The following is a 26,150-nucleotide window of genomic DNA, read 5'->3' as shown; positions in this document are numbered from 1 at the left end:
TGATACCGACCGAAACATCATTTTTCCGAGATGCGGACTTTTTCGACGCTCTCAAATCCTCTGTTTTTCCAGAGTTGTTGCAACACAGACGCATCGATCGCCAGTTGAACATCTGGAGTGCGGCTTGTACGAGCGGCCAAGAACCCTACAGTCTGGCTATGGAGTTGCAAGCTTATTTTCCGCTGCTGACAAAATGGGAACTCGAATTGGTTGCCAGCGATATGTCCCTGGAAATGCTAACCAAAGCTCGTCGGGGATTTTACAGCCAGGAGGAAGTCGAGCGTCGTTTGCCCCCGGAATTATTAACGCGATACTTTCATCAGCAGGGCGATCGTTGGCAGATCGCACCATCAATTCGATCGATGGTGCAGTTTCGCACCATTAATTTGCTCGCCCCTTGGCCGCCCCTCCCACCGATGGATTTAGTGGTGATGCGCAACGTCTTAATCTACTTCGACAAACCCACTCGCCGCAACATTTTGACGCGGGTACGGCAAATCCTCAAACCCGATGGCTATCTCTTTCTCGGGGTAACGGAAACGCCATTTGGGGCCGATCGCGCTTTTGAGTCGGTGAAATTCGATCGGGCGATCGGCTATCGGTTGCGTCCCGAAGTGCCTCAAACGCTCTCAAATACGCCCTCGTAGTCCTCAATTAACCACCCCGGCAAGCGAGTTTGCGGGTCTTGTACCTTCATCGTTCCCGGCGCGTAGTACAGCATGACTCCGAGGAAAGCATTTAACGCGCCGGGATGGGTAAATCCGGCTCCTTGCTGGGTGAGTTGTTGTACGAAGGGGCGATCGGATTCTGGGACGGGTTGGGTTTGAAACCCGCTTTTGAGGAAGGCTCGATAGACGTTTCCCAATTCTCCTTTGTAAACCGTTTCCAGTTCGGCGGTGGGTAGGCTGAGGAAATACTCTGCGAGTTGTCGCCGCAATTGGGAAAGTTCCGAGACGATCGAGGTATTAGACGGATCGATTTCGTAGAGATTGACGCATCCCAATAGGCGATTGAGGTCTGGGGGAGAGACTTTGGGGGAGGCTTGAGTGGGTGCGATCGCCGGTTTTCGACCGCAGGCAATGGTCGAACAGAACTCGTGGTGAGTCAATGCAACACTGGCATTTTCTACCCACACTCGATCGACCCCCGGAAAACCGGCGCGCACATCGTGCAACGCGATCCATCCGCCCGGTTTGACTAGAGGAAATGCGAGCTGAAAATCGGGCAACACATCCTCATATTCGTGACCGCCATCGATAAAAATGAAGTCAATTTGTTGGTTTCCCGCCAGTTCCGGCCAACGGCTCAAAATATCGCGAGAATAACCTTTGAGGGGAGTTACATAGGAGTCGAGACCATTTCGTTTGATATTCTCAGTCCAGATTTCAAACATATTTTCGGGGAACGATTTAGACCCTTTGAAATTCCACGGATCGATACAGTAGATTTTCCGCTTCGTTCCGACGCAGGCATAGGCCATCGCCACGGTCGATCGACCCCGAAACGAGCCGATTTCAACAATGGTTGCATCTTCGGGCATGGACTTAACTTTATCGAACAAGTACTTTTCTTGTCCGGGAACCAAAAATCCTTCGATCGCGTCAACGGCTGGTTTGATACTTTGATAGCTTGAAACTGGCGAAGTAGCGATTTGCTCGGCGTTATTGCGTGGGGTTGAACTCGATTCGGCCGTTCCGCGCACCAACCCTTCAAATAATGCCCCCATTTTCTTCCCGTAGCCGCGACTATCCAGAAATGGCGGCGACTGCTGCATCTGCTGCTGGATTTGTTGCCGTTTTTGTTGGCGCAGTTGGGGATTGGTTCCCAGGGAAACCGCCAACCGAATATACTCCTCTTCGTTCCGGGCAATTAGATCTCGAATTTGCAACTCCCGCAGCAGCGATGCCGATTGCCGACACCGCAACTCCTCCCCTTCCATCACCACTAGCGGCAAATTCACCCGCAACGGATCGAGGGCGGAAGCCGCACCGGAATAGGGGTAGGAGTCGAGATAGACATCGGCGAGTTCCAAACATTTGCGAATGTCTGCCGGACTGGGGAGGGTGCGAATGAGGACGAGGCGTTTGCCATCGACCCCATATCGATCGAAAACGGCTTGCATCCCGTCGTAGAAGGGTTTTTCGAGTTGGGGATGGCGACCCCAGTTCGGCCCGAAGGGATAGAGAACGAGGATGGAATTGGGGGTGGCGGCGAGGATTTTCGCCCAGGTATGGCGGACTTCGGGGTTGAGTTTGCGACAGTTGGCCCCGGAGATGAAGACGGTGGTTTGCGCCGTGGCCCCCCAACTGGATCGATCGGGATTGAGAGTTGGCAGGCGTTCGGGCCCGAAACGGAAGCAGAGTCCAGACCCCTCGACGGTGACGAGTTTTTCGCGGTAGTCATTCTGGGGGTTAGCAGGGGGAAACGAGAGGGTTCCGGCAATGTAGTAGTCGATATGGCGCATCCCCGTAGTGACGGGTTGGGCGAGGGATACGGTTTGGACGCGCGCCAGTCGGTGCAGGGACAGCAAGGCGATGGGGTACGATCGCGCGGTGATATTGCTGCCGATAAAGAGGAGATCTAAATCGTCGGCGCGAATGGTTTGCACGGCTTGGTTGAGTTCGTTTCCTTCTAAATCGATGCATCGTTCGGCGCGATCGCGAACGAACTGTTCGGCCGCAGCATCGACGGTGGCGAGAGAATATAAATAGACTTCAAATCGAGTTCGATCGAGATATTCAAAGATGGGCAAGCCGGTGAATGTTTCGGCGCTGGGATAGAAGTTTTGACAGAGGATACCGAGGCGAATTTTACTGCGCTGGGTGGGGCGATCGCCAAAAGTATAGTCGAGTTGATATCCTTTTTGTTTGAGATAGCGTTCTAGGATATCGGCGCGATCGGTTTCGATCTGTTTTAAGGTAATTTCCAGTGTGGGACTGGCGCTGAAATAGAGCGGGGTTAAATTAGCGCTATTGACATATGTAGAGGCGACAGAATTCCAAACGGGATTGTCGGGATTATTTTTGATGTTGTTGGATATATAAGTCAGCCAGTGGGTTAAATAGTTGTAGTAGCCATCGACTTCTCCCACATCTTTGAACAGACGCGGGGATTCAAACATAAACGCCAGATAGTCTTGAGCAAACCAATTGGGAATCGGCGCGCGCTGATATTTGATGTCGAGTTGATGGGGATAGAAATATAAGGTGGCAGCGAGTAATGCCCGAATGGCTTCTGGTGCGTCAAAACCTCGGGCAACTATTGCAGAAATCTGCGTCGTTAATCTTTGCTCGGATTCCGTCAAACTTTCGTTTTTAAACCCGCTATTCCACAATTGGCGATGAACTTTCCCGATCGCCCCAGTATAAGCCGATTCGAGTTTCTCGGCACTCAAACCCAGCCAATATTCGGCAAGTTTCTGGCGAGATTGATGCAAGACTTGAATCGTCGCTGCCTGAGATGGATTCGCTAAATATTGCTGAATTTGAGTTGCTAACAGTTCGGGATTCGGTGCGGGAATTTCGATAAATTGATGAGCGGGAGAATTCGATTGTAATGCAGTTTTAATAAGTGCTTCTTCAACGCGACGAGCCATATTCGACCAGGAGAATTGCTTGGCGCGCTCGAGTCCGGAAGAAACTAAGGCATTGCGAATCTCTGGCTTTTGAACCTGCCGCAGGGCATTGAGCATCTCCTCCACATCTCGTTCGCCAATATAAATAACGGCATCTCCGCCCACCTCTGGAATCGAGGATTTCCGACAAGTAATCACCGGACATCCACAAGCCATGGCTTCGAGAACGGGTAATCCAAACCCTTCATATTGGGAGGGAAAGGCTAAAGCCATTGCCCCTGAATATGCCGCACTCAAATCCTCATCGCTGAGTTGCAGCATATGAACTTGAGTGTCGCCCACATAGGTTTGAAACTCGTCTTCAAGTTGACTTCCTCCGCCGGTACAAACGACCTCAAAGTCTACTTTATTTTCCAGTTTCGAGAAAGCTTGGAAAAACAAACCCGCATTTTTATACCCCACTCTCATACCCACGAGTATAAAGTAGGGTTTCGAGATATTATTCTTGTTTTTAAACCTTTCAATTTCTTGGGAACTGGCTGGCGAAAAAATAGGATTGACGCCACAATGAGTAACGGCGATCGAGTCTTGAGAAATCTGGGGGAAAAAGCGGGTTAAATCTCGCGCCGTACTCTCAGAAATAGCAATATAAGCCGTTCCATGTTCGAGACCGTATTTCTTTTCTCGCCACATAGGATTATTCGGATCGTACCCGGCAATCTCGGGAATCATATCATAAGCCATGAATACCGAAGGCGTTGTTATTGGCGTGGTGTAATATGACGAAACGAAAACATCGATCTGATTTTCATCGCAAATTTCCTGAAGTATTTTGCGATCGGCTTCGGTATTATTGTAATCGTACCTGGGGGCATCAATGTATTGAAGTCCGGGAATTTGTGGGGCAGTTTTACCGCGATCGAGAACGAGAATTTGTTGGGCAAAATCTACCGTTGTCCACTCTTCTAAAAGCGATCGCCATAAGCGCGCAATTCCGGTTTGATAGAGTTGAAAGAAAACCGCATCAAATAATACTTTAACCTGCTGTTTTTGAGGTAAAGATTTTGGTTTAATATCTTGTACGATTGTCGTTCGAGTTTTAGCTATTTTAGAAATTGCAGCTTGATAATCCTGCTGGATGAGTGAAGGTCGAGGCGATGCAGGGGGTTGGTAGCGAATAACTTTTTCAAAAATAGAAGGTGAAATCTTTTTGACTGTCAGCAGATGCAAATTTACACCGTTTGAATACAGATTTAAATTAAACTTTTTGGCAATAATCGAGAGTGTTTTTTTTGTATATAGTGCAATATGCTGACCTTCGTGAGTCGCATAATACCACCACTGGCTTACTTTAGGATTATTGCTCGGTAAAAGTTCAGTGCTAAATAAAATATTGCGAGAAAAACTGAGTAATCGTTCGATTTCTGGTATCGGATCGACAAAATGCTCGAACAGCTCAAAAGCGGTCACCAATTCAAAAGTTTTCGTACTAGCTTCACTCGCTTCAAATCCCCGCGCGAGTAAGTTAGATGCATATCGATCTTCCCAATAGAAATCAAACCCCGCATCGCGCATTAAGCGAACGAATAAACCATATCCCCCGCCCGAATCGAGAAATTTACCGGCTGAATCAAAGACGTTTAAAAGTAGGTTGCTGACGATTTTAGAAAATATCAGATTCCGCATTACCAAGCCGACATCGCTACTGGCGATCGCACTAGAATAGGCTTCTTCTAGCCAGTAGGGTGGTTCTGTTTGCACGAAGCCGCAGTTCGAGCATTGAAAGTAACTAACATCATATTTTTGAAGCAGTCGATCGCGATCGAAATAATTGGAAATCGAACCGCAAACTTTACAAAGATTGAGTTGAGGATTTTGGCTTCGATCGACTATTTCTTTTGGAGCAAACTGAATCGGGTTAGAATCGCCACTATACATATTTTTTTCGGTAAAACTATCTGCTGCAATATTTTGATAAACTGAGGTTTGATAAATGAGGGGAAAAGCCATAGCTTCGGATTTTAAATTCGTAAAGGGTGTCACAACTTTCGTATGAGTTGCATCTTCGCGAAAGCCAATATTTGAAACTAAATTGACACTCGGCAAAGCAATTAGCCCATTTTGAGACCAACAGGCAAATACCCAGGCATAATCCCAGGTATTAAATCCTTGGTAAGCATTGTGAAATACCCGACTCCAGTATCGATCGGCGACCTCGCTTTGTTGTCGATTGCCTAACCAATTTGTATCTCGAACTTGAGGCCATCGCCTCATCTCCAGGTCGTAAAACTGCCAAGCACGTCGCCAAGTGGCCCAACCCCAAATGTGCATATAGCACGAGAAATAATAACTCGATTCTGTTTGTAACCTTCCTAATTGAAAATTATCGCCGGAGATTGCCATGATGCGATCGTCATGGCGATATCGCGTTAGCAACTCCTCGCAAAAGCGAAAAAAGGTTGGGTGCGGCAAGCAGTCGTCTTCTAAAATAATCGCTTCTTCTACGGTTTCAAAAACCCAATTTAAGCCACTCGAAACGCGATCGCGACATCCTAAATTCGTCTGGGAATAATTTTTATAGACTTCACAATCCCAATCGACGCGATCGATAATTGCCCTGGCTGCGGCGCACTTTTCGGCTTCTCCGGGTTTGTCCGCTCTGGGCCCGTCAGCGATCGCTAACAGTTTCGGCGGTTTCGCTTGACGAATCCTCTCAAAAACCTGCGCCGTCGTATCGGGTCGGTTAAATATCAGCAGCGCAACCGGTGTTTTTAATTGCCAGGGGGTCATTGCAGTTGCCAGACTTAAGAGTGGCGAGGGTGTCTGGTTTTAGAGCGTAACATGGGAGCGATCGCTGTGCAATTGCCGCTATCGGGTTTGCGTTTTGGCTAGTTCCGGTTGCAGTGCGATGGCTTTGTCTTGGTAATAACCCGCTTCTTGCTCCCGACCTTGTTGTTTCAAGACAACACTCATATTTAAGTAAACACCGGCTAAATTGGGATTCAGTTGAATTGCTTGGTAATAGCAAGCGATCGCTTTATCTAACTGATTTTGAAAATATGCCATACTCCCCAAATTTGCATGGGCTTCGGCAAAGTCGGGTTTGAGTTGGATGGCTTTGGTATAGGCTCGAATTGCCTCCTCCCCTTGACCTTTGGCTTGAAACGCATTACCCAGAGTTTTATAGATATCTGCGGAATTGGGTTTAGTTTTGAGAGCTTCGTAGCACTGGGCGATCGTTTGGTCTGGATTATTGCTATTAAGATTTGGTACAGTCCCTTGAGAATGAGATTGAGTGGGCTGCACCGCAATTCTGGGGGTATTCTTCACCAATCCCGACGGCGTTAACTTCCAAGTTGCATCGGAAATATAGCCAATGCCGCCATAGCCCATTCCTTTGGGAAATGCCCCCCCAGCCAGTTCGTGATTGCGCTGGGCTTCGATTCCTTTCCAAGCTTGAGTTTGCCCCCCCGAAAGATGTCCGTAATTGTGATTTTGATGAATGGCGGTAATCACTTGCGTCGCATCAATGACGGGTTTTCCCGCAGCCAAAGCACGATATACCATGGCAATATCCCACGCCGCCCGTCCGACGGCAAATGGGGGAATTTCCGACCACAAATTTTTGGTAAAAATAAAGTAATCGATCGCGCAATCGGCTTCGAGTTTTCCTTGTTGAACAACCAGTTCTTTCAGCCCTGTTTCCCAATTCGGATTTGCAAAGTTAATCGGGGCGGGAATATCAAAGTTATGGCGCTGTCCGACAATCAGATACTCTTCAAACTGGGCAGATACTTTTTCGATCGCCGACATCACATCGCTCAAGAAAATAATATCGGCATTGGTATACATTAAAACTGAATTTTTTGCCGAAATTTGAGCGATATTAAATAAGCCCTGAATGGTAGGCGTACCGTACTCGTTACGATCGACTTCTGGAAGATAATACAACCCTAATTCTTGGGAAATTTCGGCTACCCCGGCTTCATTTCCCAGTAGTATGACTTCTGGCTTGGGATTCAGCATCGTCCAGCTTTGAACGGCATTGCGCTGAATCATCCCTGGATGTCCCTCAAAAGGCTTGGTGGTGGTGAAGATCGTTAAACCTGGCAAGGATTCAGAAAGAGTTGAAGTCGATTGTTGTATGGACTTCTCCAATTGAGAAGACAAACGAGCCAATATCGATTTTGCTTCTGTAAAGTTGGGAACGGTTTGTAAGACCGTTTGAACGGATTTTTTAGCAAGTTCGATCGAACCCACTTTTTCGTAAACATTCGCCAAATACCAAGAGACGCGCCAGTGGTTGCACCCCAACTCGATCGCCCCTTTCAATTCAGAAATCGCTTGTGAATACTGTTGTTTTTCTTGAAATATTAAACCCGACCACAATCTTAAATAGCCATCATTGGGATAGTGCGATCGATAATTTAAAACTCCACCACCACCGGGATTACACATAATTGGAGAAGATGTTGCAATTTGACGATCGGCATCAAATAATTCCTGGATATTTTGCGAGTTTAAACTCACAGAAAAATGTGGTGCCACATCCCCTAAAGATTCAATAAATAGTTCTGCACCTGAAGGAGTCGTTCCCATCAAATCTTGCAGCGTAACCGGTCGATCGAGTAACCTTTCTCCCACCGACACACCCAAAATCCGCCGACGTTTGGGCTGTTGTATCAATTTTTTGTAAATGGCATTGAGCTGTTTTGCGGCATTTTCTGCCCCAAAATATTTTTGGGCATATTCTCTAGCATTGCCTCCCAATCTCGCCCGTTCTTCGGGATGGTGATAGAGATATTCGATCGCCTCTTTGTATTCTTTTTCGCAACGAACGATTAAACCCGTTTGCTGGTGAATAACCGTTCGTTGCGCGCCACCGTGGGCAAAAATAACCGGCGGAATTCCTGCATACATTACTTCTTGCAGTATCAGTTCTGCGGTTGAGTAATTATTTTCGCATAGGGGATAACCAAAGACATCAAAAACTTCGATCGCCGATCGAATATCTTCAACATAGCCACGCCACTCGAATCGTTCGGCAACCCCAAGTTGTTGAGCTTGTTGGCGCAGATGGTTCCACGCTCCACCACTCCCCCAAACGAGAAAACGCACGTTGGGAACGTCGATCTTAGCACTCATTTGTACGTATCGAGGATGCATTTTGACAAAGTCAACCATCCCGATATAGCCCACATTAAAAGTGGAGTGAGGAGATATCTTGAAATTCGCGAGTCGATCGAAGTCGGTTGAGTCATAGACCATACCCGTTTTCTTCGCCTTGACCTCAGGAGATAACCCTTGAAAAACAGGAATATCCTGAGTATATGGGCTTGAGGCAAGGGCAAAATCAACTAGATCGATGACTTGTTTTGTGACAATTTGTGGGGGGAAATCTCCAGCCACATGAAACCAAGCCAACAATCGCATTGCGGGTAAGTTGGAGTGGAGAAGTTTGTAAAGTTCGGGATTATTCCAAAAATGAATTTGGACGAGATCGGACTTCTCAATCGCTGTTTGAATGGTTGGACGTTCGGGAGCATTTAAAATCGTAATTCCCGATTTTTGAGCAATGCCAATGGCTTCAGGTTCGGCGGGCAGCAGAGAAACGGCTGTATGTTTGATATTGCTTAGCTTTGAGGAATACTTTGCAGTTGCCATCAACGAGCGAGCGGCACCACCTCGGCTCAGATGCTGAATAATATGTAAGACTTGAATCGTTTTCATAAGGCTTCTATCTACTTGAAGTCGCTAGAGCGGTTTGCGATAGACTCGTAAAGTTGAAGAGACACCCGGAATAATCGGCAAACTCGCATCAGTAGAAGCCGGATCGGTTGGATATAGCAACGGAATATTCACTACTTCACAGCCATAAGTCGCTTCCATGACTTCTTGACAAGCTTGGCGAATTCCTGGCTCGTTACCTGCATGGTGGAATAAAATGGATTCTCGATTTTGGAGATCGAGTGGTGGTAAATAATCATGAAATACCATCAGACCGCCAGGGGCCAAAAGTGGAAAATAGTCGATGATATCTCGCCGTACTCCTTCATAGGTATGGTCGCCATCGATAAACATAAAAGTTGGCAAATTGCCATCTCGATCGAAAAATTGCTTGAGGTGAGGTACGGCTTGATGGGAAAACATTCGCAGATGCCGAACATCATTTTGAAGATATTGAAGCACTTGGTGCAACTGAGGCAACCCACCGGGATCGATCGAAATTCCCTGCACGGATGGAGTCATGCGCTTGAGCGCTTTACAGATTAGAAGCAGCGAACCTCCTGCCCACGAGCCAATTTCGACAAAGCGAAAAGGTGATGGAAGTCGAGGTAAAAGCTCGCGCAAAGCATAATAGAGTTGAAAGCGCTCGTTAATTGACATTTGGCTCTGGATGCCATAATTCGTTGAATCGTCTTCAGTAAAGTTTTTGACGAGTTCTAAATTGAGGATAGAGTTAACAGGATAGCGATCGGGTTTCTGGAACCAGACACTTGTCGTATCGATCGCATTCAAATTAAACTGAATCTGTCGCGCTGCTGCTAATTCTTGCAATGCCCGGTGGCTGCCTCCGGAATGGCGGTATCGATCGATTTGAATTAAAGCATCGTTGGCGATATGAGAATATAAAATATCCAAGATGGTTTTGGCGATCGAATCGTCTTCGAGATTCAGATGTACCAATGCCAGCACGCCGACAATATATCGCATTTTTGGAACCGTTTCTCGAATGTTTCCCGAGATCGGTTTAACGATATCCGTCACCCCCAATTTCGCCCAGATTTCGCGAACCTTCGCCACCGTTGCATTGTTCTTTTCGTCAAATGCGTACACCCAACGTTTTTGTTTGCTATAACGTTTAATGGCTACCGCAATTAACGCCGTTTCGCCACCCCCTTCTATTCCCAACTCAATAAAATTACCGGGAATATTTTGCTCGCACACCTGTTTGGCTCGAGAAAATAGCGAATACAAACTGGCATCACTCAAGGAAGTATGGGGACGAATAATCGGTAGGAATTCCTGAAATTCCGCATCGTCAATAACCCGTTCCCGAACGGGTTGGAGTTCGTCGAGCAATCCCCGTGCTTGCCGATGCGCTGGCATGACGCTTAACAACGCTTGTAACGTCTCAATTGCTTCTGCGGTGCGTTCCATTCGAGCTAACGCCACGGCTTTCCCGTATTGAAGTCCGGGAACGTTCGGTTGTGCGGCGATCGCCCGATCGAATAAACTTAAAGCAATGTCTGGATGTTGATTGACATTGAGTTCTTCGAGTGCTTGAGAGACTACTAAATCCACCGTAATCTTTGGTTGAATTCTCACCCCTTTAAACTTCCCCTCATAAATTCCTAAGGCTTCATAATACTTAAATGAAATCCCCCAAGTACTGAAATAATATCCATACATGAGAGCTGCTGTTTTCTCTTTTGGCGGCAGCTTGGCATAGAGTAGTTCGAGGAGTTCTTCGTGGGTTTTGGGGTTGTAGGTTCCCCCTAAATTTCGATAAAACGATTGACCTGCCAAGATAGAAGGAATGCCCCAATACACCGCTTCAATTCCCATTGTCGAGCCAAATGTTACTACTTTTGAGGAATTTTTGAGCAGAGTGTAACTACTGACAGGACTATCGGGTGGAATGACCGTTAAGTTAGGAGCTTTTAGAGCGTTAATTTGGTCGATTTGTTTATTTTGAACATTTTTAAGATTCGGGTGAACTCTCAAGTAGAGGTGAAGGCGCTCGTCATCTTTAACAGATTCGATAATTTTTCTTAAGCCTTCATATTGGCTTTCATAAAGTGGATTTTTCCATTGGTCGCCGATGGAACTAAACTCATCCTCAGAGCTGTTAAAAATAACAAGATTAATTTTTTCATCATCCCAAGTCTTGGGTAATAAACCTTGTTCTTGCTCTTTGGTATAAGAGTACCAAGTTCTCGATATTCCTTGAATTCGATCGAGAAAAAATCCCGATGCAATTTTTTCTTGACTGCTGATATCATTGGACAATGACCACACATTTCTAATCAGTTTTTCGGTATAAGCAATATCATGAGGCAGGCTATTTTTCCATAAATTATAGTGATTTAGCGTTCTACCTTTTTCATGCAAAAAGCAATCGACTTCTTGACTTTGACAAGCTCGAAAAGCCGCACGCATGGGAACATAGCGCCCATTATAAACATAGACGCGATCGAAGTTTCCCGCAGACAAGTAATTTTGAATCGATCGATAGGCGGCTAGAGACGGCTTCATCAATTTTTCTACGATAACTCGATCTTTTGCTAAATCGGGTTCCGGATCTCGCATGGCGGAAATTAAGGAAGATAAAACCGCAAATCCAAGGTCGAAGTTATCGATTGTAAAGCGTTTGAGTTCTTCTAGACTTGAAAAGCTAGTTGGCAAAGATTCAATTTCTCGTTTATTTTGTTCGGTTAAATTATAAAGTGGTTTAACCGGAATGGATTGAGAAAGAAGTTTTAAGCCTTCAATCCGTCTGGAAATACAGTTCAAACATTGTAAATAGTAATGAGCAAAATTAGCATCGCAAGCTTTTAAGTTGGCATTACATCCGATCGCAGTGACTTTATCTCCTACATCTAAATGCTTTTGAATGATTTCTAATTCGGTTTCAAAATGAGGTGTATTAATTGCATATGGAGCAAATACAAGAATATTCATATTTTCTGATTTAAGTTTAACTTAATCTATATATTTACCAATTTTTTTTATGACAAAATATAAAAAACTCAGTTTGCTTTCAATAAAAATATTAATTAAATTTGATTTCTTTTTGCAAAAGAAGCTCGATTAATGTAAAGTCAATTTCAGTATCAATATCAATCGATCTTTCGTACGGCATGACAAAAATTTTCGTAGTGGGTAAAAATAGAGAATTTTGATTCATTAAACCCTCTCGAGACCAAACATAAACGGAGCCGTTGAGTTCGTACGATACTGGTGCATCTTGTCGTCGTACAATGGGTGGATTTGTGGACTTCGATAAATGAACAACCCTTTCCTCATTCACTTCTACTAAATTAAAGTAGGGAGAGCAGTGGGAGATACTCCCTGAAAGAACATTGGAAACTTGCTGGCTTTCTAGCAAAAGTACAGCTTCATGTATATCTTGGACTAAGCGTAGAGGAGATGTTACAGCCAAATCTACAATGACTGAGAATCTAGTTCCCAGAATCGATTCTACCGTTTCGACGCAATGTTGAATAGCTGGCAGTTTTCCGGCTTCATCCGTTGCTAATTCATGAGGACGCTCGATGAGGCGAGATGCTCCCCACTGTTGACCAATCTCTAAAATTTCCTGGGAATCACTGCTGAGTGCAATTTCGTCAAATAAGCCCGACTCTTTTGCCTGTTGAATACTATAAGCGAGTAATGGCTTTCCTCGCAAAGGTCGGATATTTTTATTTTTTACCCCTTTCGAACCACCGCGAGCACAAATCGTACATAATCGTTTGGGTTTAGTCATTATAAATATTGTTGCAGTCGCAAGGGTTGCAATCGCCAAGAAAAATTCAAGAGATATTTATGTAAATATCAACCGTATAATTTTCAAGTTCGTTCAAATCCTCACTCAAATACATTGTGAAATTCTTGCTGCGCTTTTTGAAAATCATTAAGCTGACCGATATCTAACCAATATTCCCAAATTGGGAAAGCCAGGGTCTTTTCCTCTTCTTGAATTAACAACTTAAATAGATCGGGCATATCATAATATTCTCGAGATGGAATATTTTTTAGACAAGATGAATTCAATAAATAAATTCCGGCATTGACATTAAACTTATAAACAGGCTTTTCAACAATAGAACTAATTTTTTTATCCTGAGAATTAATGACACCAAATGGAACTTGAAATTCATACTCGCGAACAGCCATAGTCGCTACACTATTTTGCTGTTCATGATAACTTAACATATTAAAAAAGTTAACTTTGGTGAGTAAATCTCCATTCATGACAAAAAATGGCTCTTGAGGTACGGATGGAAGCAAGCTCAAACTCCCCGCCGTACCGAGTTTTTGAGACTCGCGTAGATAATGAATATTGATTCCCCAGCGAGAACCATTTCCAAAATACTCTTCAATCATCTGTGATTTATAATTGACAGAAATAAAAAAATTATAAAATCCAGATTCTAAAAAGCTATTGAGAATATTTTCTAGAATTGGCTTTCCGCCAACTTTTAATAAGGGTTTTGGACAATCGTTAGTTAAAGGTGATAAGCGAGTTCCCAATCCTCCAGCCATTAAAACGACCCAATTATCTTTTCGTGGAGGTTCTAAAAAAGAAGAAATTGAGACTAAGTCGAGCACAATTCCTTGTCGATCGACAACGGGAATTTGATGCAAGCTCTTCTGCTTCATCAGCGCTAAAATATGCTCGTCAGTTGCTTCTGTACTGACCCCTGTTGGCCGCTCGTTCATAATGCTGGAAACCGGATCGTCTAGAGAGCAACCTTTGAGCAAACCTCGACGAATATCACCATCAGTGACAGTCCCTAAAAGTTGCTTCTGTTCGTTGACAACTAGCGCAATTTGCATCGCACTCACATCAATAGTTTGGATCGCTTTACGAATTGATTCCCGTGGAGAAATGAGCGCTTTTCTCCAATCTTTTGTCGTCATCGTTTGACCTCTCTTGCGGGTATGCCCAATACTTTAGTATCTGGAGGAATATCTCGAACGACGACGGCACCCGCACCAACTAAGCTATTCATCCCAATCTGAATTTCTTGAATCACTGTCGCTCCCGTACCAATATGGGAGCCTTGCCCAATTTTCACGCTGCCGGATAGGACAACTCCTGGAGCCAGATGAACGTGCGCTGCAATCTCGCAATCATGATCGACGACCGCGCGAGTATTGACAATTGTATTTTCTCCGATCGAAGCCCCAGCTTGAATAACAGCCCCGGCCATGATTTGAACCCCTTCTGAGAGCTGAGCGTCTGCCGCGACGATCGCGCCCGGGTGAATGACACTTAAGAAATGATATCCCGAACGTTTAAACTTCTCAAAGAGCTGTTGCCGTTTACTCAAACTCGAGACTGAGCCTAATGCGTTAACGAGCTTAATACGATCGGGAGGATATTGCAAAACGATATCGTCACCACCAAGGATGGGAATGCCTAACACAGATGGAGAATCTTCCCGAACGTTCCGCTCTGTAATTCCCAAGACTTGATGTCCCTGTCGATGCAGGGCATCAATTAAAACTTTGCCATGACCTCCTCCACCGAGAACGATAATCTCAAAAGTCATAGCTCGATCGATTCGTCTTCTTGATAGCTTCGCGTGGCACGGCAACCCAGTAAATTCCAATATTCCATGGGGGAGATTCCATTACCAGGACGCTTAATCGCCAGGTTTTGTTCTGTAAAGACTTCTCCTTTTTCGATCGAACGAGCGGCAACCAGGCTTTTACGAACGACAACTTGATTTTTCAATTCAGTCAAGGTGGGCATTTTGGTCGAGATTCCCAGAGCCAGTTCCACTTGGCGGATTGATTCGATGGCCGTGGTGAGTTCGTCCGGTTCCAAAGAAGCTTGATGATCGGGGCCGGGTAGGGTTCGATCTAGGGTAAAGTGCTTCTCAATAGCAGTAGCTCCGCGAGCAGCAGCAGCAATGGTGACCGCAATTCCTGGGGTGTGATCGGAATAGCCAACGGGTAGTCCAAACGCACTTCTCAAGGTCTCCATCGCTTTCAAATTGACTGTCGCAAAAGGTGCGGGATAATCTGTGGTGCAATGAAGTAAGATAACTTGTTTTTGCAACGCTGCTTGTCCGGCTTCAGAACGATAAGCGGCTTGGAATGCTGCCACAGAGGGTGGCTCGCTCGATCGGATGTAGCCAAAAGCTAAGACACCTAATGCACTTTCGACTTCTCCGAGAGTACTCATTCCCGTAGAAAGAACGATCGGTTTACCGGTTTGAGATGCTCGCAACAGTAAGGGAAAATTTGTGAGGTCTCCAGAGGAGATCTTGAGTCGAGGAAGGTTGAGTTCGCGAGCTAAAAAATCGACGCTGTCTAAGTCGAATGGCGTTGATAAAAACTGGATACCTTTTTGTTGGCAGTAATCGATTAAAACGTGATGATCGCACAGACTTAGCTCCAGTTTTTGGAGCATTTCGAGTTGGGACTCAAGTCGATCGGTCGCTTGGGCTTGGTATTCTGCCTTTGGAGCCACTCGACTGACAATTCGCTCGGATTTAAAGGTTTGGAACTTTACAGCATCTGCACCTGCCATCGCCGCTGCATCAATAAGCTGTTTGGCTAATTCTAAAGAGCCATTATGATTAACACCGGCTTCAGCAATGATATATACACGACCTTGACTCATGATTAATCTGAATTCATGTCAAAAAAATGTTTTGGAGATAGAGATTTTAGATCGGGGATATTTTTAAGAGTCGTCACGATTTTTTCAGAACTTCGACCATCTCCATAGGGATTTACCGTTTGAGAGCAGTCTTTATTCATCGCCATCTGAATCGCCTGCTCGATTTTATCGGCTTTAGGAATGCAACTAATGACTGATGACGCTTGTATTCTACCTTTTTGACGATTGCCGATGTTCACGGTTGGTTTTTGAAACGAGGGCACTTCGTAAAGACCACTCGAAGAATTTCCGATCGCCGCATCAACTTGAGCGATCGTACTGAAGTAAAGCAGTTGTCCGAGACTAGTATAAACTGCTGCATTTTCACGACTTTTTGCATAATCGTCGAGCAATTGACTCATCGTTTGACCCAGCGGATCGGAGTTGGAATGTGTAAAAATCAGCCCGAATCTATCTCCAAGTCGATCGAGAGCGGTTAATAGCTCTTGAAGGGAAGTATAATTATTTTCTTGAGACTCTAAGGTTTCGGGATGATAGGTAATGAGTAAGTTTTTTTCTCTGAATTTAAAATTGAGCCTTTGAGAAAGTTCGTCTCGGGTTAAAAGTTTTAATCGAAGAATTCCATCAATACCCGGACTGCCAAAATTATAAATATACTCTGGATTTTCGCCTAATTGTCGAACTCGATGTGCTGCCACGTGGTTTGTGACGAAATGCAAATGCGACATTTTCGTAATACTGTGACGAATCGCTTCATCAAATGCCCCTTCTGTCGTATCTCCCCCAGCTATATGTGCTAAGGGAATGTTAAAAACTAGGGCGGCTTGAGACACGGCTAAAATTTCATAGCGATCGCCTAAAACTACGATAATATCCGGTTTTAATCTCTCTAAAACATCTGCAAAACAAATAATTCCTAACCCCATCGATTTTGCAATCCCCACAGATGTATCGCTAGAGAGCAACATTTCAACTTTTTTATCAATTTGAAATCCATCCCCTTCGATCGCCTTATACGTTAGACCGAAATTAGGAGAAAGATGGGAGCCGGTCGCAATAATTTGAAGAGATAAATCTGGATCTTTTTGAATGAGTCGTATCACCGAGTAAAGTAAGCCATAGTCAGCACGACTGCCAGTCACGACACAAATTTTACGATTCATCGTCTTCTGCGAGAAAAACGCTACTGGGAATATTAATCGCTCGCTTTTCTAGATCTTCTGCCACACTAAGATCCATCTTCGGACAATTTTCAAACATTGTCAGTTTATGCATTAAAGTCCAGACCGGTCGAGTCATCACACCCTGGCTATTAGTTCGTTCGAGAATTTTATCTCGCTGCTCTACTTCAGTACGATCGATGAGTATCGTGTTGAGCCAGTAATTACTACGGGAAAACTCGGGTTCTAAAAAAAAGCTGACTCCTTGAACTTGGTTGAAAACTTGATGATATTTTTGGGAGATCGCTCGTTTCTTTGCCAAGAATTCTGGCATTTGTTCTAATTGCGCGCATCCTAATGCTGCATTCAGATTGGGGAGGCGATAGTTATATCCAATGCGATCGTGATTGAATGCCCAAGGATGAGAAACCTTTGCCGTTGTTGTAATATGTTTGGCAAGGGAAGCTAAGTCTTTATCATTGGTTACAATTGCGCCACCGCCTCCAGTTGTCATAATTTTATTGCCATTAAAACTGAGAGCGGAAACTCGTCCCCAGTTTCCTGTATGACGACCTTTATAAAAGCTTCCGAGAGACTCGGCAGCATCTTCAATTAGCTCTAATTTAAAGCGATCGCACACTTTGACGAGTTCGTCGAGATCCACCGGATGACCGAATGTATGTACGGGAATAATCGCTTTGATTCGGCGTCCTGTATCTCGATTGAAGCACCCTTCAGGTCGAAGATCGCAAATTCGATCGAGGTAGTTCTCTAACTTCTTGGGATCGAGACCTAATGTTTTTTCTTCAGAGTCCACAAAATGGGGAATGGCATTACAGTAGGCGACAGCATTGGCTGTCGCGATAAATGTCATGGTGGGGATAAGGACTTCGTCATTTGCCTGAATGCCTACTAATTGGAGGCAAATATGCAAGGCTGCCGTTCCATTCACCACAGCAATTGCTCGTTGAGTGCCTGTATACTGAGCAAGTTCGATCTCAAACCGATCGACAAACTTCCCAACAGAAGAAACCCATCTTGTATCCAGGCATTCTTTTACATACTCCCACTCATTTCCTTGGAATATTGGCTCGTGTAACCCAACCCATTCCCGCTCCAGTCCGCTAACAGTTCGTATAGCCTGAAGTAAACCTTCTAAATCGATCGAACTCATTACATCTTGCGAATCATCTAGATATTGTATACGTTGGATTTATACTGCTTTAAGTTTTCAGGGTTTGTGAACCAGTTAGCAGTTTCACTTAATCCACGCTTGAACCCTTCGCGACCTCCATAGGCTGGCTGCCAGTCTATGATTTCTTTTGCTTTTTTATTCTCCGCCCACAGTCGGTTAACTTCACTATCTTTTGGACGAAATCTCTGGACATCAGAAGCGATTTCAATCTCAACATTCATGACATCCGCAATTAACTGAACTGTATCACCGATTGAAATTTCGTAGTTACTGCCAATATTAATCACTTGTCCAATAGCTGCTTGAGATTCAGCCATCTTGATAAATCCTGACACGGTATCTTTGACATAGTTAAAATCTCGAGTCGGGTGTAGCGAACCTAATTTTATTTTGCGCTGACCGTTGGCAATTTGAGTAATAACGGTGGGAATAACAGCTCTTGCCGATTGCCGGGGACCATAAGTATTAAACGGTCTGATAATTGCAACGGGCGTTTTAAAAGAAGAGCAAAAAGACATGGCAATTTGGTCTGCCCCAATTTTACTAGCAGAATAGGGAGACTGACCTTGCAAGGGATGCTCCTCTGTAATTGGAACAAACTGAGCGGTGCCATAGACTTCACTCGTTGATGTATGAACGACTTTCTGGACTCCTAGTTCTCTTGCGGCTTGAACGACATTTAATGTCCCTTTAATATTTGTATCGACATAAGTGTCGGGAGAATGATAAGAGTAAGGAATTGCAATTAAGGCTGCCAAGTGAAGAACGATATCGCAACCTTGCATTGCTTTTTTGACCCCATAGGGATCGCGAATATCTCCAGAAAATATTTCTAGACTGTCTTGTATTTCCTTCGGAGATCGATCGAGCCAGCCCCAAGAATTAAACGAGTTATATAGAACAAACGCTCGAACGCTACAACCTTGCCGAACCAATGTTTCGGTTAAATGAGAACCAATAAAACCATCAGCACCGGTGACTAATATTTTTTGTTGTTCTAAACACATAAGACTTTTGCTTTACCGCGAACCTATCTGACCTTTGCCGTTCAGAACTAGCGAGTTACTAAGACCTCACAGAAATCTGATTTCGTGCAAGTGGAGCTGAACACAACCAGACTCTATTTCCGCTAAGTTAACTGCTAACTGACATGCATTGCGAAAAGATTTGATGTTGCGAACGATCGCTCGAACTTAACCTGTCGAGATTGAGATTCGATCGTTGTTTTAGTACTCGATCGTATCATACCTGGAATACTCTACCCCAAAGTGCGATCGCCTCGCGACTCCTGCCAAAGCCAATCGACCTCAAGATTTCCCTAGGCTATGGTGGGATTAAAAGTCGATCGCAATAAGGAAAACACCTGTGCTGGCAAGAGTTTGGAGTGCGACCCTCGTCGGAATTGATGCCGTCAAAGTGGGAGTGGAAGTTGATGTCTCCGGTGGCTTGCCCGGAATTGTGGTGGTGGGTTTACCCGATGCTGCGGTTCAGGAATCCAAAGAACGAGTCAAAGCAGCGCTGAAAAACTCCGGGTATATGTTCCCCCTCAAGCGGGTCGTCACGAACCTCACGCCAGCGGATTTGAGAAAAGAAGGCCCCAGCTTCGATCTGCCCATCCGGTGACGGGGGTGCTACCCATCGCTGCTGCCGCTCAAAAAATGGGGATGGCGGGGTTAGTGGTTCCGGCTGGGAACGTTCGGGAAGCGGCGGTGGTGGAAGGGTTATCGGTGTATGGATTGCAGAGTATTTGGGAGGTGGCGGATTTTCTCAACGACCCTGACAAGTACGAAGCCGTTGCGATCGATGCCCGCCAAGAGTTGCAGGGCGATCGCACCATGGGGTTGGATTTAAAGGATGTGAAGGGGCAAACTCACGCCAGACGCGCCCTCGAAATTGCCGCTACCGGAGGGCACAACTGCATCTTCGTCGGCCCGCCAGGCAGTGGTAAAACCATGCTAGCGCGGCGCTTACCGGGGATTCTGCCCCCCCTAACTTTCGATGAAGCCCTCGATGTCACCCAAATTCATTCGGTGGCGGGATTGCTGCGGGAGAAGGGGCAACTGGTGAACGATCGCCCGTTTCGCAGTCCCCACCATTCCGCATCGGGGCCGTCTCTGGTGGGTGGCGGCAGCTATCCGAAGCCGGGGGAAATCTCCCTAGCACACCGGGGGGTGTTGTTTCTCGACGAGTTGACGGAGTTTAAGCGAGATGTGTTGGAATTTCTCCGCCAACCTCTCGAAGATGGCTACGTGACCATTTCCCGCACCCGGCAATCGGTAAGCTTTCCAGCGCAATTTACATTAGTGGCCAGTACCAATCCTTGTCCCTGCGGCTATTTTGGCGATCCGATTCAACCCTGTACCTGTTCTGCGCGCCATCGGGAGCAATATTGGGCGAAATTATCCGGGCCGCTGATGGATCGGATCGATTTGCAGGTGGCGGTGAATCGCTTGAAGCCGGAGGAGATTACCCAGCAGCCGACGGGTGAGGAATCGCTGCCGGTGCGGGAACGGGTGCAGGCGGGACGCGATCGCGCTACGACTCGATTTCAGGGAGAAACAATTCGCTGCAACGCCCAAATGCAAAGCCAGCAGTTGCGCCAATGGTGCCAACTCGATGATACCAGCCGCAACCTCCTGGAGGGGGCAATTCGCAAGTTGGGACTCTCGGCGCGGGCCACCGATCGCATTTTGAAAGTGGCGCGGACGATCGCCGATTTAGCAGGGGATGCAGCCTTAAAGCCTGCCCACGTTGCCGAAGCAATTCAGTATCGGACGATCGATCGAATGCAGTGATTGGGGTGTTGGATGTGGGGCATGGGTGGAATGCCAAAAATCATGCGATTTACAATCTAAAATGCTCCAGACTCTTCCCCATCGCCATCCCGGATTGAAGTGCCGAGAACTTGTATAAAGTTTATAAGCCATGGATTTCGTCGAATTGTACCCCCTCTCGAAGCACCATTGGAATCAGACGCTGCAATCCCTTCAGGGTGACATTTTTCGGTAAAGTGAGCGGAAGACGTTAATGTTCTAAAGCCGTTGCCGATGGCGCGCACCTTGAGGTGAAAAATCCCTAACTTCCTGATAACCTATCGATCGATTCACAAATAATGACAAACTGGCCCTTGAAAACAGTCCCAGCCAAAATTTTTTTGGCTGTTTCTAGCCTCGTCGCTGGAGGTTCCGTTTCCGAAATAGAACCGATTCTGGCGGCGGCTCATCCAGTCTCCGGACAACAGATCGATCGAGAACCGATCGTCCAAGTCGTCCCGACAGAAGATGATGTGAGCGATCCGGCCTCGCAAGTGGCCCCACCGGGTTTGCAAGTCGAACCGGGTGACGCGCCGATTCCCCCCTTCGAGCAACTGAAAATGCATCGGGAGTTGCGATCGCTCTTGGGACGGGTGCAGAGTGCCTTGCTCGCAGCCAATGCCAACAGTCACGTCGTCGGCAGCCATACCAAGGGGAGTGATGGGGAAGCGGTTTCCACAGGCGCTCCGACGGCACAAACCGATCGGGCGATCGCAAACGCTCGTCAAGTTTTGCACGAGTTTAACGATTTAGTCAGCGAGGGTAAATACGCCCAGGCGCGATCGAGCTGGTTGACGGCGCGATCGAGCCTGTGGGAGAGCTATCCCAACGATCGCCCCCGCGCCGTACCGGAAGTGCGGGCGATTTGGCTCGATCGGGGGACGATCGTCGATGCGGGTTCCCCAGAAGGGTTGGCACGGGTGTTCGATCGCCTCCAACAAGCTGGAATCAATACAGTTTTTTTTGAAACCATCAACGCTGGGTATCCCATCTATCCCAGTCGGGTGATGCCCGAGCAAAATCCCCTCATCAATAACTGGGATCCCCTAGAAAGTGCGGTGGAGTTGGCCCGCGAGCGAGATATGGAACTCCACGCCTGGATGTGGACGTTTGCGGTGGGCAATCAACGCCACAACCAAATTGTTGGGGAAAAAGACGATTACCCTGGTCCGGTGCTATCGCAAAATCCCGATTGGGCGAACTACGATAATTCCGGACGGATGCGGCATTTGGGTTCGGGCAAAACCTTCCTCGATCCGGCGAATCCAGAAGCCCGGTGGTATTTGCTGCGAGCAATCGATGAAATCGTCACCAACTACGATGTGGATGGCCTGCAACTCGACTACATTCGCTATCCTTTTCAAGATCCCAGCGCCAAGCGGACTTACGGCTACGGCATTGCCGCACGCGAAGCATTTGAAGAACTTGCAGGTATCGATCCGAGCGATATTTCTCCCGACGATCGGGATTTGTGGGAACAGTGGACGGAGTTTCGCACCGGACAAGTGGATTCTTTTGTTGCCGAGGTATCTCAATGGCTGCGCGATCGCGACCCCAATCTGATTCTGTCGGTGGCCGTTTTTTACCAATCCACCCACGATCGCATTCACAAAATTCAGCAGCATTGGGAAAACTGGGTGGAAGACGGTACGGTGGATCTGGTGGTTCCGATGACCTACGCCCGCGATACAAACCGCCTGGAAAGTATTACAGAACCGTTGCTCGAGCGCGGAGGTTCGGCTTTGGTGGTTCCGTCCGTCAAGTTGCACGATTTACTGGCTATCGTTGCCATCGACCAAATTCAAGCCCTGCGAGATTTACCAGTTGGGGGCTATGCTTTGTTTGCCGCCACCGTTCTCACCGATCCCCTCTACGAAATTTTCACCCGCACCCAAGCCCCGACATCCACCGGACCGATCCCTTTCCGCCAGCCATTTGAAACGGCAGCCACCCGATTTACCGCCCTCCAGCAGGAATGGGATGTATTGTTGGCCGACGATCGACTTTGGATTCGGGAACCGGAATTGAGCCAGTGGCAAGCAAGTACGGCAGAGTTAGCACAGGTTCTCGATCGACTTGCCGCCGAACCCAATGGGTCGAATTTGGCAGTGGCGAGCGAGCGCCTGGCCGAGTACCAAACTGGGTTTGAGGACTGGATGCGATTGGAAGCCTCGGAACATTCCTACCAGGTTCAAACTTGGGAACATCGACTCGAAACCCTTGCAACTCTTCTGCGTTACGGCGATCGGGTGATTCTCAATCGCATCCTGGCCGCGCGGTAAGAGGTTTTTAGATTCGGGTGGATGCGAGCAGGCGTTGCCGGGGGAGCTGGCATTGCTGGGGGAAACCCCCCGACTCCGGGTTTTCTGCCAAATATTGGGGCATCGACAAACCAACTGCCACAGACCGTTGTCACCACTCACGGTTGCCTTCCCCCTACAATGTCCTAATCTAACGAGATCGTGCCCGATGAATAAATACTGACCCGATCGTTTTCATGACATCAATCTTTTAGTCTAAGCTCCAGTTTTGTGCTATCCACTCCCGAATCAATCCATTCACCCGATCGGGAATTTCATCGTGGGGACAGTGTCCGGCATCGAGGTAACATTCCGTCAGTTGGGGATAGAACTGGCGAAACTTTTTCCCCCGTTCTCGTGCGTTTATCCAAGGATCTCCCTCTCCCCACAGCATCAGCAGCGGACACGCGAGTTGTTGCAGCAAAATATCGACCTTTTCCCCTTGGGGAGTACTGAAAATGGATGCGAACACTCCAAATGCACCGCGATCGCCCGAGGGACGGTAAATTTCGTCTACCAATCGATCGGTTACGGCGCTGCGATCGACATATACTTTTTCTAAGGTTTTACGAATCACCGACTTGCGGCGCGTATTTTGGAAAACCAGCCAAATTGCCCACTTTTGTCGAGCCAGCGATTGCAGCATCCCAGATAAACGTTTCCGTGAGGGTTTAGCATCGGGTTTCGGTTTGCTGTCGCTAAAGGGCCCGGCACTGTTGAGCAACACTAACCCCACCGCTGAGTTCGAGCGCTGTGCCGCCACGCACAAAGCCGCATATCCGCCCAAAGAGTTCCCCGCCAACACGGCCGGTTGACCGATAACTTCGGTAATGAAATCGTGAAGTTGGTCGCGCCAGAGTTCGCCGCTGTAAGTAATGCCCGGTTTTTCCGATCTCCCGAATCCCAATAAATCGATGGCAAAAACCTGAAATTCGCCACTCAAACCCGCCACATTTTTGCGCCAGTGGTCGGTCGACGCACCAAACCCATGGACTAAGAGTAGGGGCGGACGTTGGGGATGGGGAGTGCCCGCACTGATGTAATGAACGTTATAGCCGCGCCACTGCCAGTATTTTCCCTCGATCTCGTCTACTGTGGGATTGGGTTGGGTTTTCATCGTTGGTCTGAAGTACAAATTCTATTTTTGAAGAAATATTAAGCAAATCTTATTAAGATTGTATCGCGATCGCCCTTTCGGTAATCCGCCATCCGTCCCTAGAACCGAAGAAAAGCCAAATATAGAGAGATACGATCGCCCCGAGTCTATACAATTTTTCTAGACCCTCATCCCCCACTTCCCAATGCCCAAATACGCCTACTTCCCTGGATGCGTTGCCCAAGGTGCTTGTCGCGAACTGTACCAATCGACCGAAGCCTTAGCAGCAGCACTGGGAATCGAACTCGTGGAACTCAAAAAAGCCGCCTGCTGCGGTTCGGGCACGTTCAAAGAAGAGTCCCAGCTTCTCGAAGATACCGTCAACGCCCGCAACATCGCCCTCGCCGAAGAACTCAACCTCCCCCTACTCACCCATTGCAGCACCTGTCAGGGGGTCATCGGTCATGTAGACGAACGGCTCAAAGACCAAAAAAACAACGATCCGAGCTATCTCGATCGAGTCAACGGCTTGCTGGCCAAAGAACATTGCTCCCCCTATCGCGGCACCACCGAAGTCAAACACCTTCTCTGGGCATTGGTTGCCGATTACGGCCTAGAAGCCATTAGCAAGCGCGTCCGCCGCCAGCTATCCGGTCTCAAGTGCGCGGCATTTTACGGCTGCTACCTGCTACGCGCTCAAACTCACCTCCCCTACGACGACCCCCACAACCCTCAGTCGATGGAAAACCTGTTTGAGACCCTCGGTGCGACCCCCGTTCGCTATCGCGGGCGAACTCAGTGTTGCGGTTGGCCTTTGTCGAGCTATGCTACAGACCAATCCTTTAAAATGGCGGGAACCCACATCCAAGAAGCTCTCGATGCTGGGGCGGATTGTATGGTCACCCCTTGTCCCCTGTGCCATCTCAACCTCGACTCCCGCCAGCCGGAAGTGGAAAAAGTTATCCAACAACCTCTAGGGCTTCCGGTGCTGCATTTGCCTCAACTGGTGGGGTTGGCATTGGGCATCGAACCTCAGAAATTGGGACTGGAACGGCACATCGTTTCCACGCAACCCGTCTTGACAAAACTTGGTTTTTAGGGCAATTTCGGACTTTACCTTTGTTAAAGTTTTGCTTCATTTTGTGATGCGACAATCAGCAACACGATAAACTGATCCATGATTCTGAAGACGATCGAACCCTTTTGCATACCGCTAAAAGGTCGATTTTCAGTTTCTTGGTGATAAATCCTGTTGAAAACTCGTTTGGGGTTTTTATTCAATGTCTCATTCCGTTAAAATTTACGACACTTGTATTGGGTGTACCCAGTGCGTCAGGGCTTGCCCCCTCGATGTGCTAGAGATGGTTCCCTGGGATGGTTGCAAGGCGGGGCAAATTGCCTCTTCCCCTCGCACCGAAGACTGTGTTGGCTGCAAGCGGTGCGAAACTGCTTGTCCGACCGACTTCCTCAGCATCCGAGTTTATCTTGGAGCAGAAACCACTCGCAGTATGGGCTTGGCATACTGACGGTTATTGAGGGTTTTTAGGAGGGGAAGTCAGTGGCTTCCCCTCCTTGTTGTATATAGCTGTATTCAGTGAGGTTAGGACAGTCCGATCTAACATAAATGTATCTTTTATAGCAGTCGCCATAT

16 protein-coding genes and 1 pseudogene are annotated in these 26,150 nt (G+C 47.0%); 6 read left to right on the top strand and 11 right to left on the bottom strand.

Going from position 1 to position 26,150, the window contains the following annotated elements; translation table 11 throughout:
- A partial coding sequence (locus tag IQ235_RS01415; protein ID WP_319592533.1) for a CheR family methyltransferase occupies positions 1-647 on the top strand: 647 nt, incomplete at its 5' end.
- Here the strand turns inward: IQ235_RS01415 and IQ235_RS01410 are convergent.
- The 10 genes from IQ235_RS01410 to IQ235_RS01365 form a co-directional block, all read right to left on the bottom strand.
- On the bottom strand, positions 620-6,364 hold the full coding sequence (locus tag IQ235_RS01410; RefSeq protein ID WP_264319712.1) for an O-linked N-acetylglucosamine transferase family protein: 5,745 nt from the start codon (positions 6,362-6,364) through the stop codon (positions 620-622). The genes IQ235_RS01415 and IQ235_RS01410 overlap by 28 nt on opposite strands.
- Before the next feature lie 78 nt (positions 6,365-6,442).
- Positions 6,443-9,304, bottom strand: a complete 2,862-nt coding sequence (locus IQ235_RS01405) for a tetratricopeptide repeat protein (RefSeq protein WP_264319711.1) — start codon at positions 9,302-9,304, stop codon at positions 6,443-6,445.
- Positions 9,305-9,328: 24 nt separating this feature from the next.
- Positions 9,329-12,259: a class I SAM-dependent methyltransferase gene (locus IQ235_RS01400; protein WP_264319710.1), complete on the bottom strand. Its 2,931-nt coding sequence runs from the start codon at positions 12,257-12,259 to the stop codon at positions 9,329-9,331.
- Positions 12,260-12,350: 91 nt separating this feature from the next.
- Positions 12,351-13,103 (bottom strand): acylneuraminate cytidylyltransferase family protein, encoded by a 753-nt coding sequence (locus IQ235_RS01395; protein WP_264319709.1) that lies wholly within the window; start codon positions 13,101-13,103, stop codon positions 12,351-12,353.
- A gap of 62 nt (positions 13,104-13,165) precedes the next feature.
- Positions 13,166-14,221, bottom strand: a complete 1,056-nt coding sequence (locus IQ235_RS01390; protein WP_264319708.1) for a nucleotidyltransferase family protein — start codon at positions 14,219-14,221, stop codon at positions 13,166-13,168.
- Positions 14,218-14,856: an acetyltransferase gene (locus tag IQ235_RS01385; RefSeq protein ID WP_264319707.1), complete on the bottom strand. Its 639-nt coding sequence runs from the start codon at positions 14,854-14,856 to the stop codon at positions 14,218-14,220. The genes IQ235_RS01390 and IQ235_RS01385 overlap by 4 nt, the downstream gene beginning before the upstream one ends.
- Positions 14,853-15,935, bottom strand: a complete 1,083-nt coding sequence (gene neuB / locus IQ235_RS01380) for an N-acetylneuraminate synthase (RefSeq protein WP_264319706.1) — start codon at positions 15,933-15,935, stop codon at positions 14,853-14,855. The genes IQ235_RS01385 and neuB overlap by 4 nt, the downstream gene beginning before the upstream one ends.
- A 2-nt stretch (positions 15,936-15,937) precedes the next feature.
- On the bottom strand, positions 15,938-17,098 hold the full coding sequence (gene neuC, locus IQ235_RS01375) for a UDP-N-acetylglucosamine 2-epimerase (protein WP_264319705.1): 1,161 nt from the start codon (positions 17,096-17,098) through the stop codon (positions 15,938-15,940).
- Positions 17,088-18,269, bottom strand: coding sequence for a LegC family aminotransferase (locus IQ235_RS01370; RefSeq protein ID WP_264319704.1), 1,182 nt, complete (start codon positions 18,267-18,269; stop codon positions 17,088-17,090). Before IQ235_RS01370 ends, neuC begins: the two co-directional genes overlap by 11 nt.
- A 17-nt stretch (positions 18,270-18,286) precedes the next feature.
- Positions 18,287-19,297: an NAD-dependent 4,6-dehydratase LegB gene (locus tag IQ235_RS01365; RefSeq protein ID WP_264319703.1), complete on the bottom strand. Its 1,011-nt coding sequence runs from the start codon at positions 19,295-19,297 to the stop codon at positions 18,287-18,289.
- A 358-nt stretch (positions 19,298-19,655) separates the two neighbouring features.
- On the opposite strand from IQ235_RS01365, the pseudogene IQ235_RS01360 reads away from it, so the two are divergent.
- The 3 genes and pseudogenes from IQ235_RS01360 to IQ235_RS01350 all read left to right on the top strand — a co-directional run bounded on the left by IQ235_RS01360 (position 19,656) and on the right by IQ235_RS01350 (position 23,553).
- Positions 19,656-21,085 (top strand): annotated as a pseudogene (locus tag IQ235_RS01360) (YifB family Mg chelatase-like AAA ATPase).
- Between the two features lie 317 nt (positions 21,086-21,402).
- The gene (locus tag IQ235_RS01355) at positions 21,403-23,385 is read left to right on the top strand and encodes a glycoside hydrolase family 10-like protein (RefSeq protein ID WP_264319702.1); all 1,983 of its coding nucleotides are present in this window, start codon (positions 21,403-21,405) and stop codon (positions 23,383-23,385) included.
- Between the two features lie 21 nt (positions 23,386-23,406).
- Positions 23,407-23,553: a hypothetical protein gene (locus tag IQ235_RS01350; protein ID WP_264319701.1), complete on the top strand. Its 147-nt coding sequence runs from the start codon at positions 23,407-23,409 to the stop codon at positions 23,551-23,553.
- A 61-nt stretch (positions 23,554-23,614) separates the two neighbouring features.
- Here the strand turns inward: IQ235_RS01350 and IQ235_RS01345 are convergent, their stop codons facing one another.
- Positions 23,615-24,520, bottom strand: coding sequence for an alpha/beta fold hydrolase (locus IQ235_RS01345; RefSeq protein ID WP_264319700.1), 906 nt, complete (start codon positions 24,518-24,520; stop codon positions 23,615-23,617).
- Positions 24,521-24,704: 184 nt separating this feature from the next.
- On the opposite strand from IQ235_RS01345, the gene IQ235_RS01340 reads away from it, so the two are divergent.
- Entirely contained in the window at positions 24,705-25,598 is an 894-nt protein-coding gene (locus IQ235_RS01340) for a CoB--CoM heterodisulfide reductase iron-sulfur subunit B family protein (protein ID WP_264319699.1), read from the top strand.
- A gap of 181 nt (positions 25,599-25,779) precedes the next feature.
- Positions 25,780-26,025 carry a photosystem I iron-sulfur center protein PsaC gene (gene psaC / locus IQ235_RS01335; protein ID WP_012307203.1) on the top strand — a complete coding sequence of 82 codons (246 nt, stop codon included), beginning with the start codon at positions 25,780-25,782 and terminating at the stop codon, positions 26,023-26,025.
- The last annotated feature ends 125 nt before the right edge of the window (positions 26,026-26,150 follow it).

Source organism: Zarconia navalis LEGE 11467, assembly GCF_015207075.1.
Lineage (GTDB): Bacteria > Cyanobacteriota > Cyanobacteriia > Cyanobacteriales > Geitlerinemataceae > Zarconia > Zarconia navalis.
This window is presented reverse-complemented; position numbering and strand designations above follow the sequence as displayed.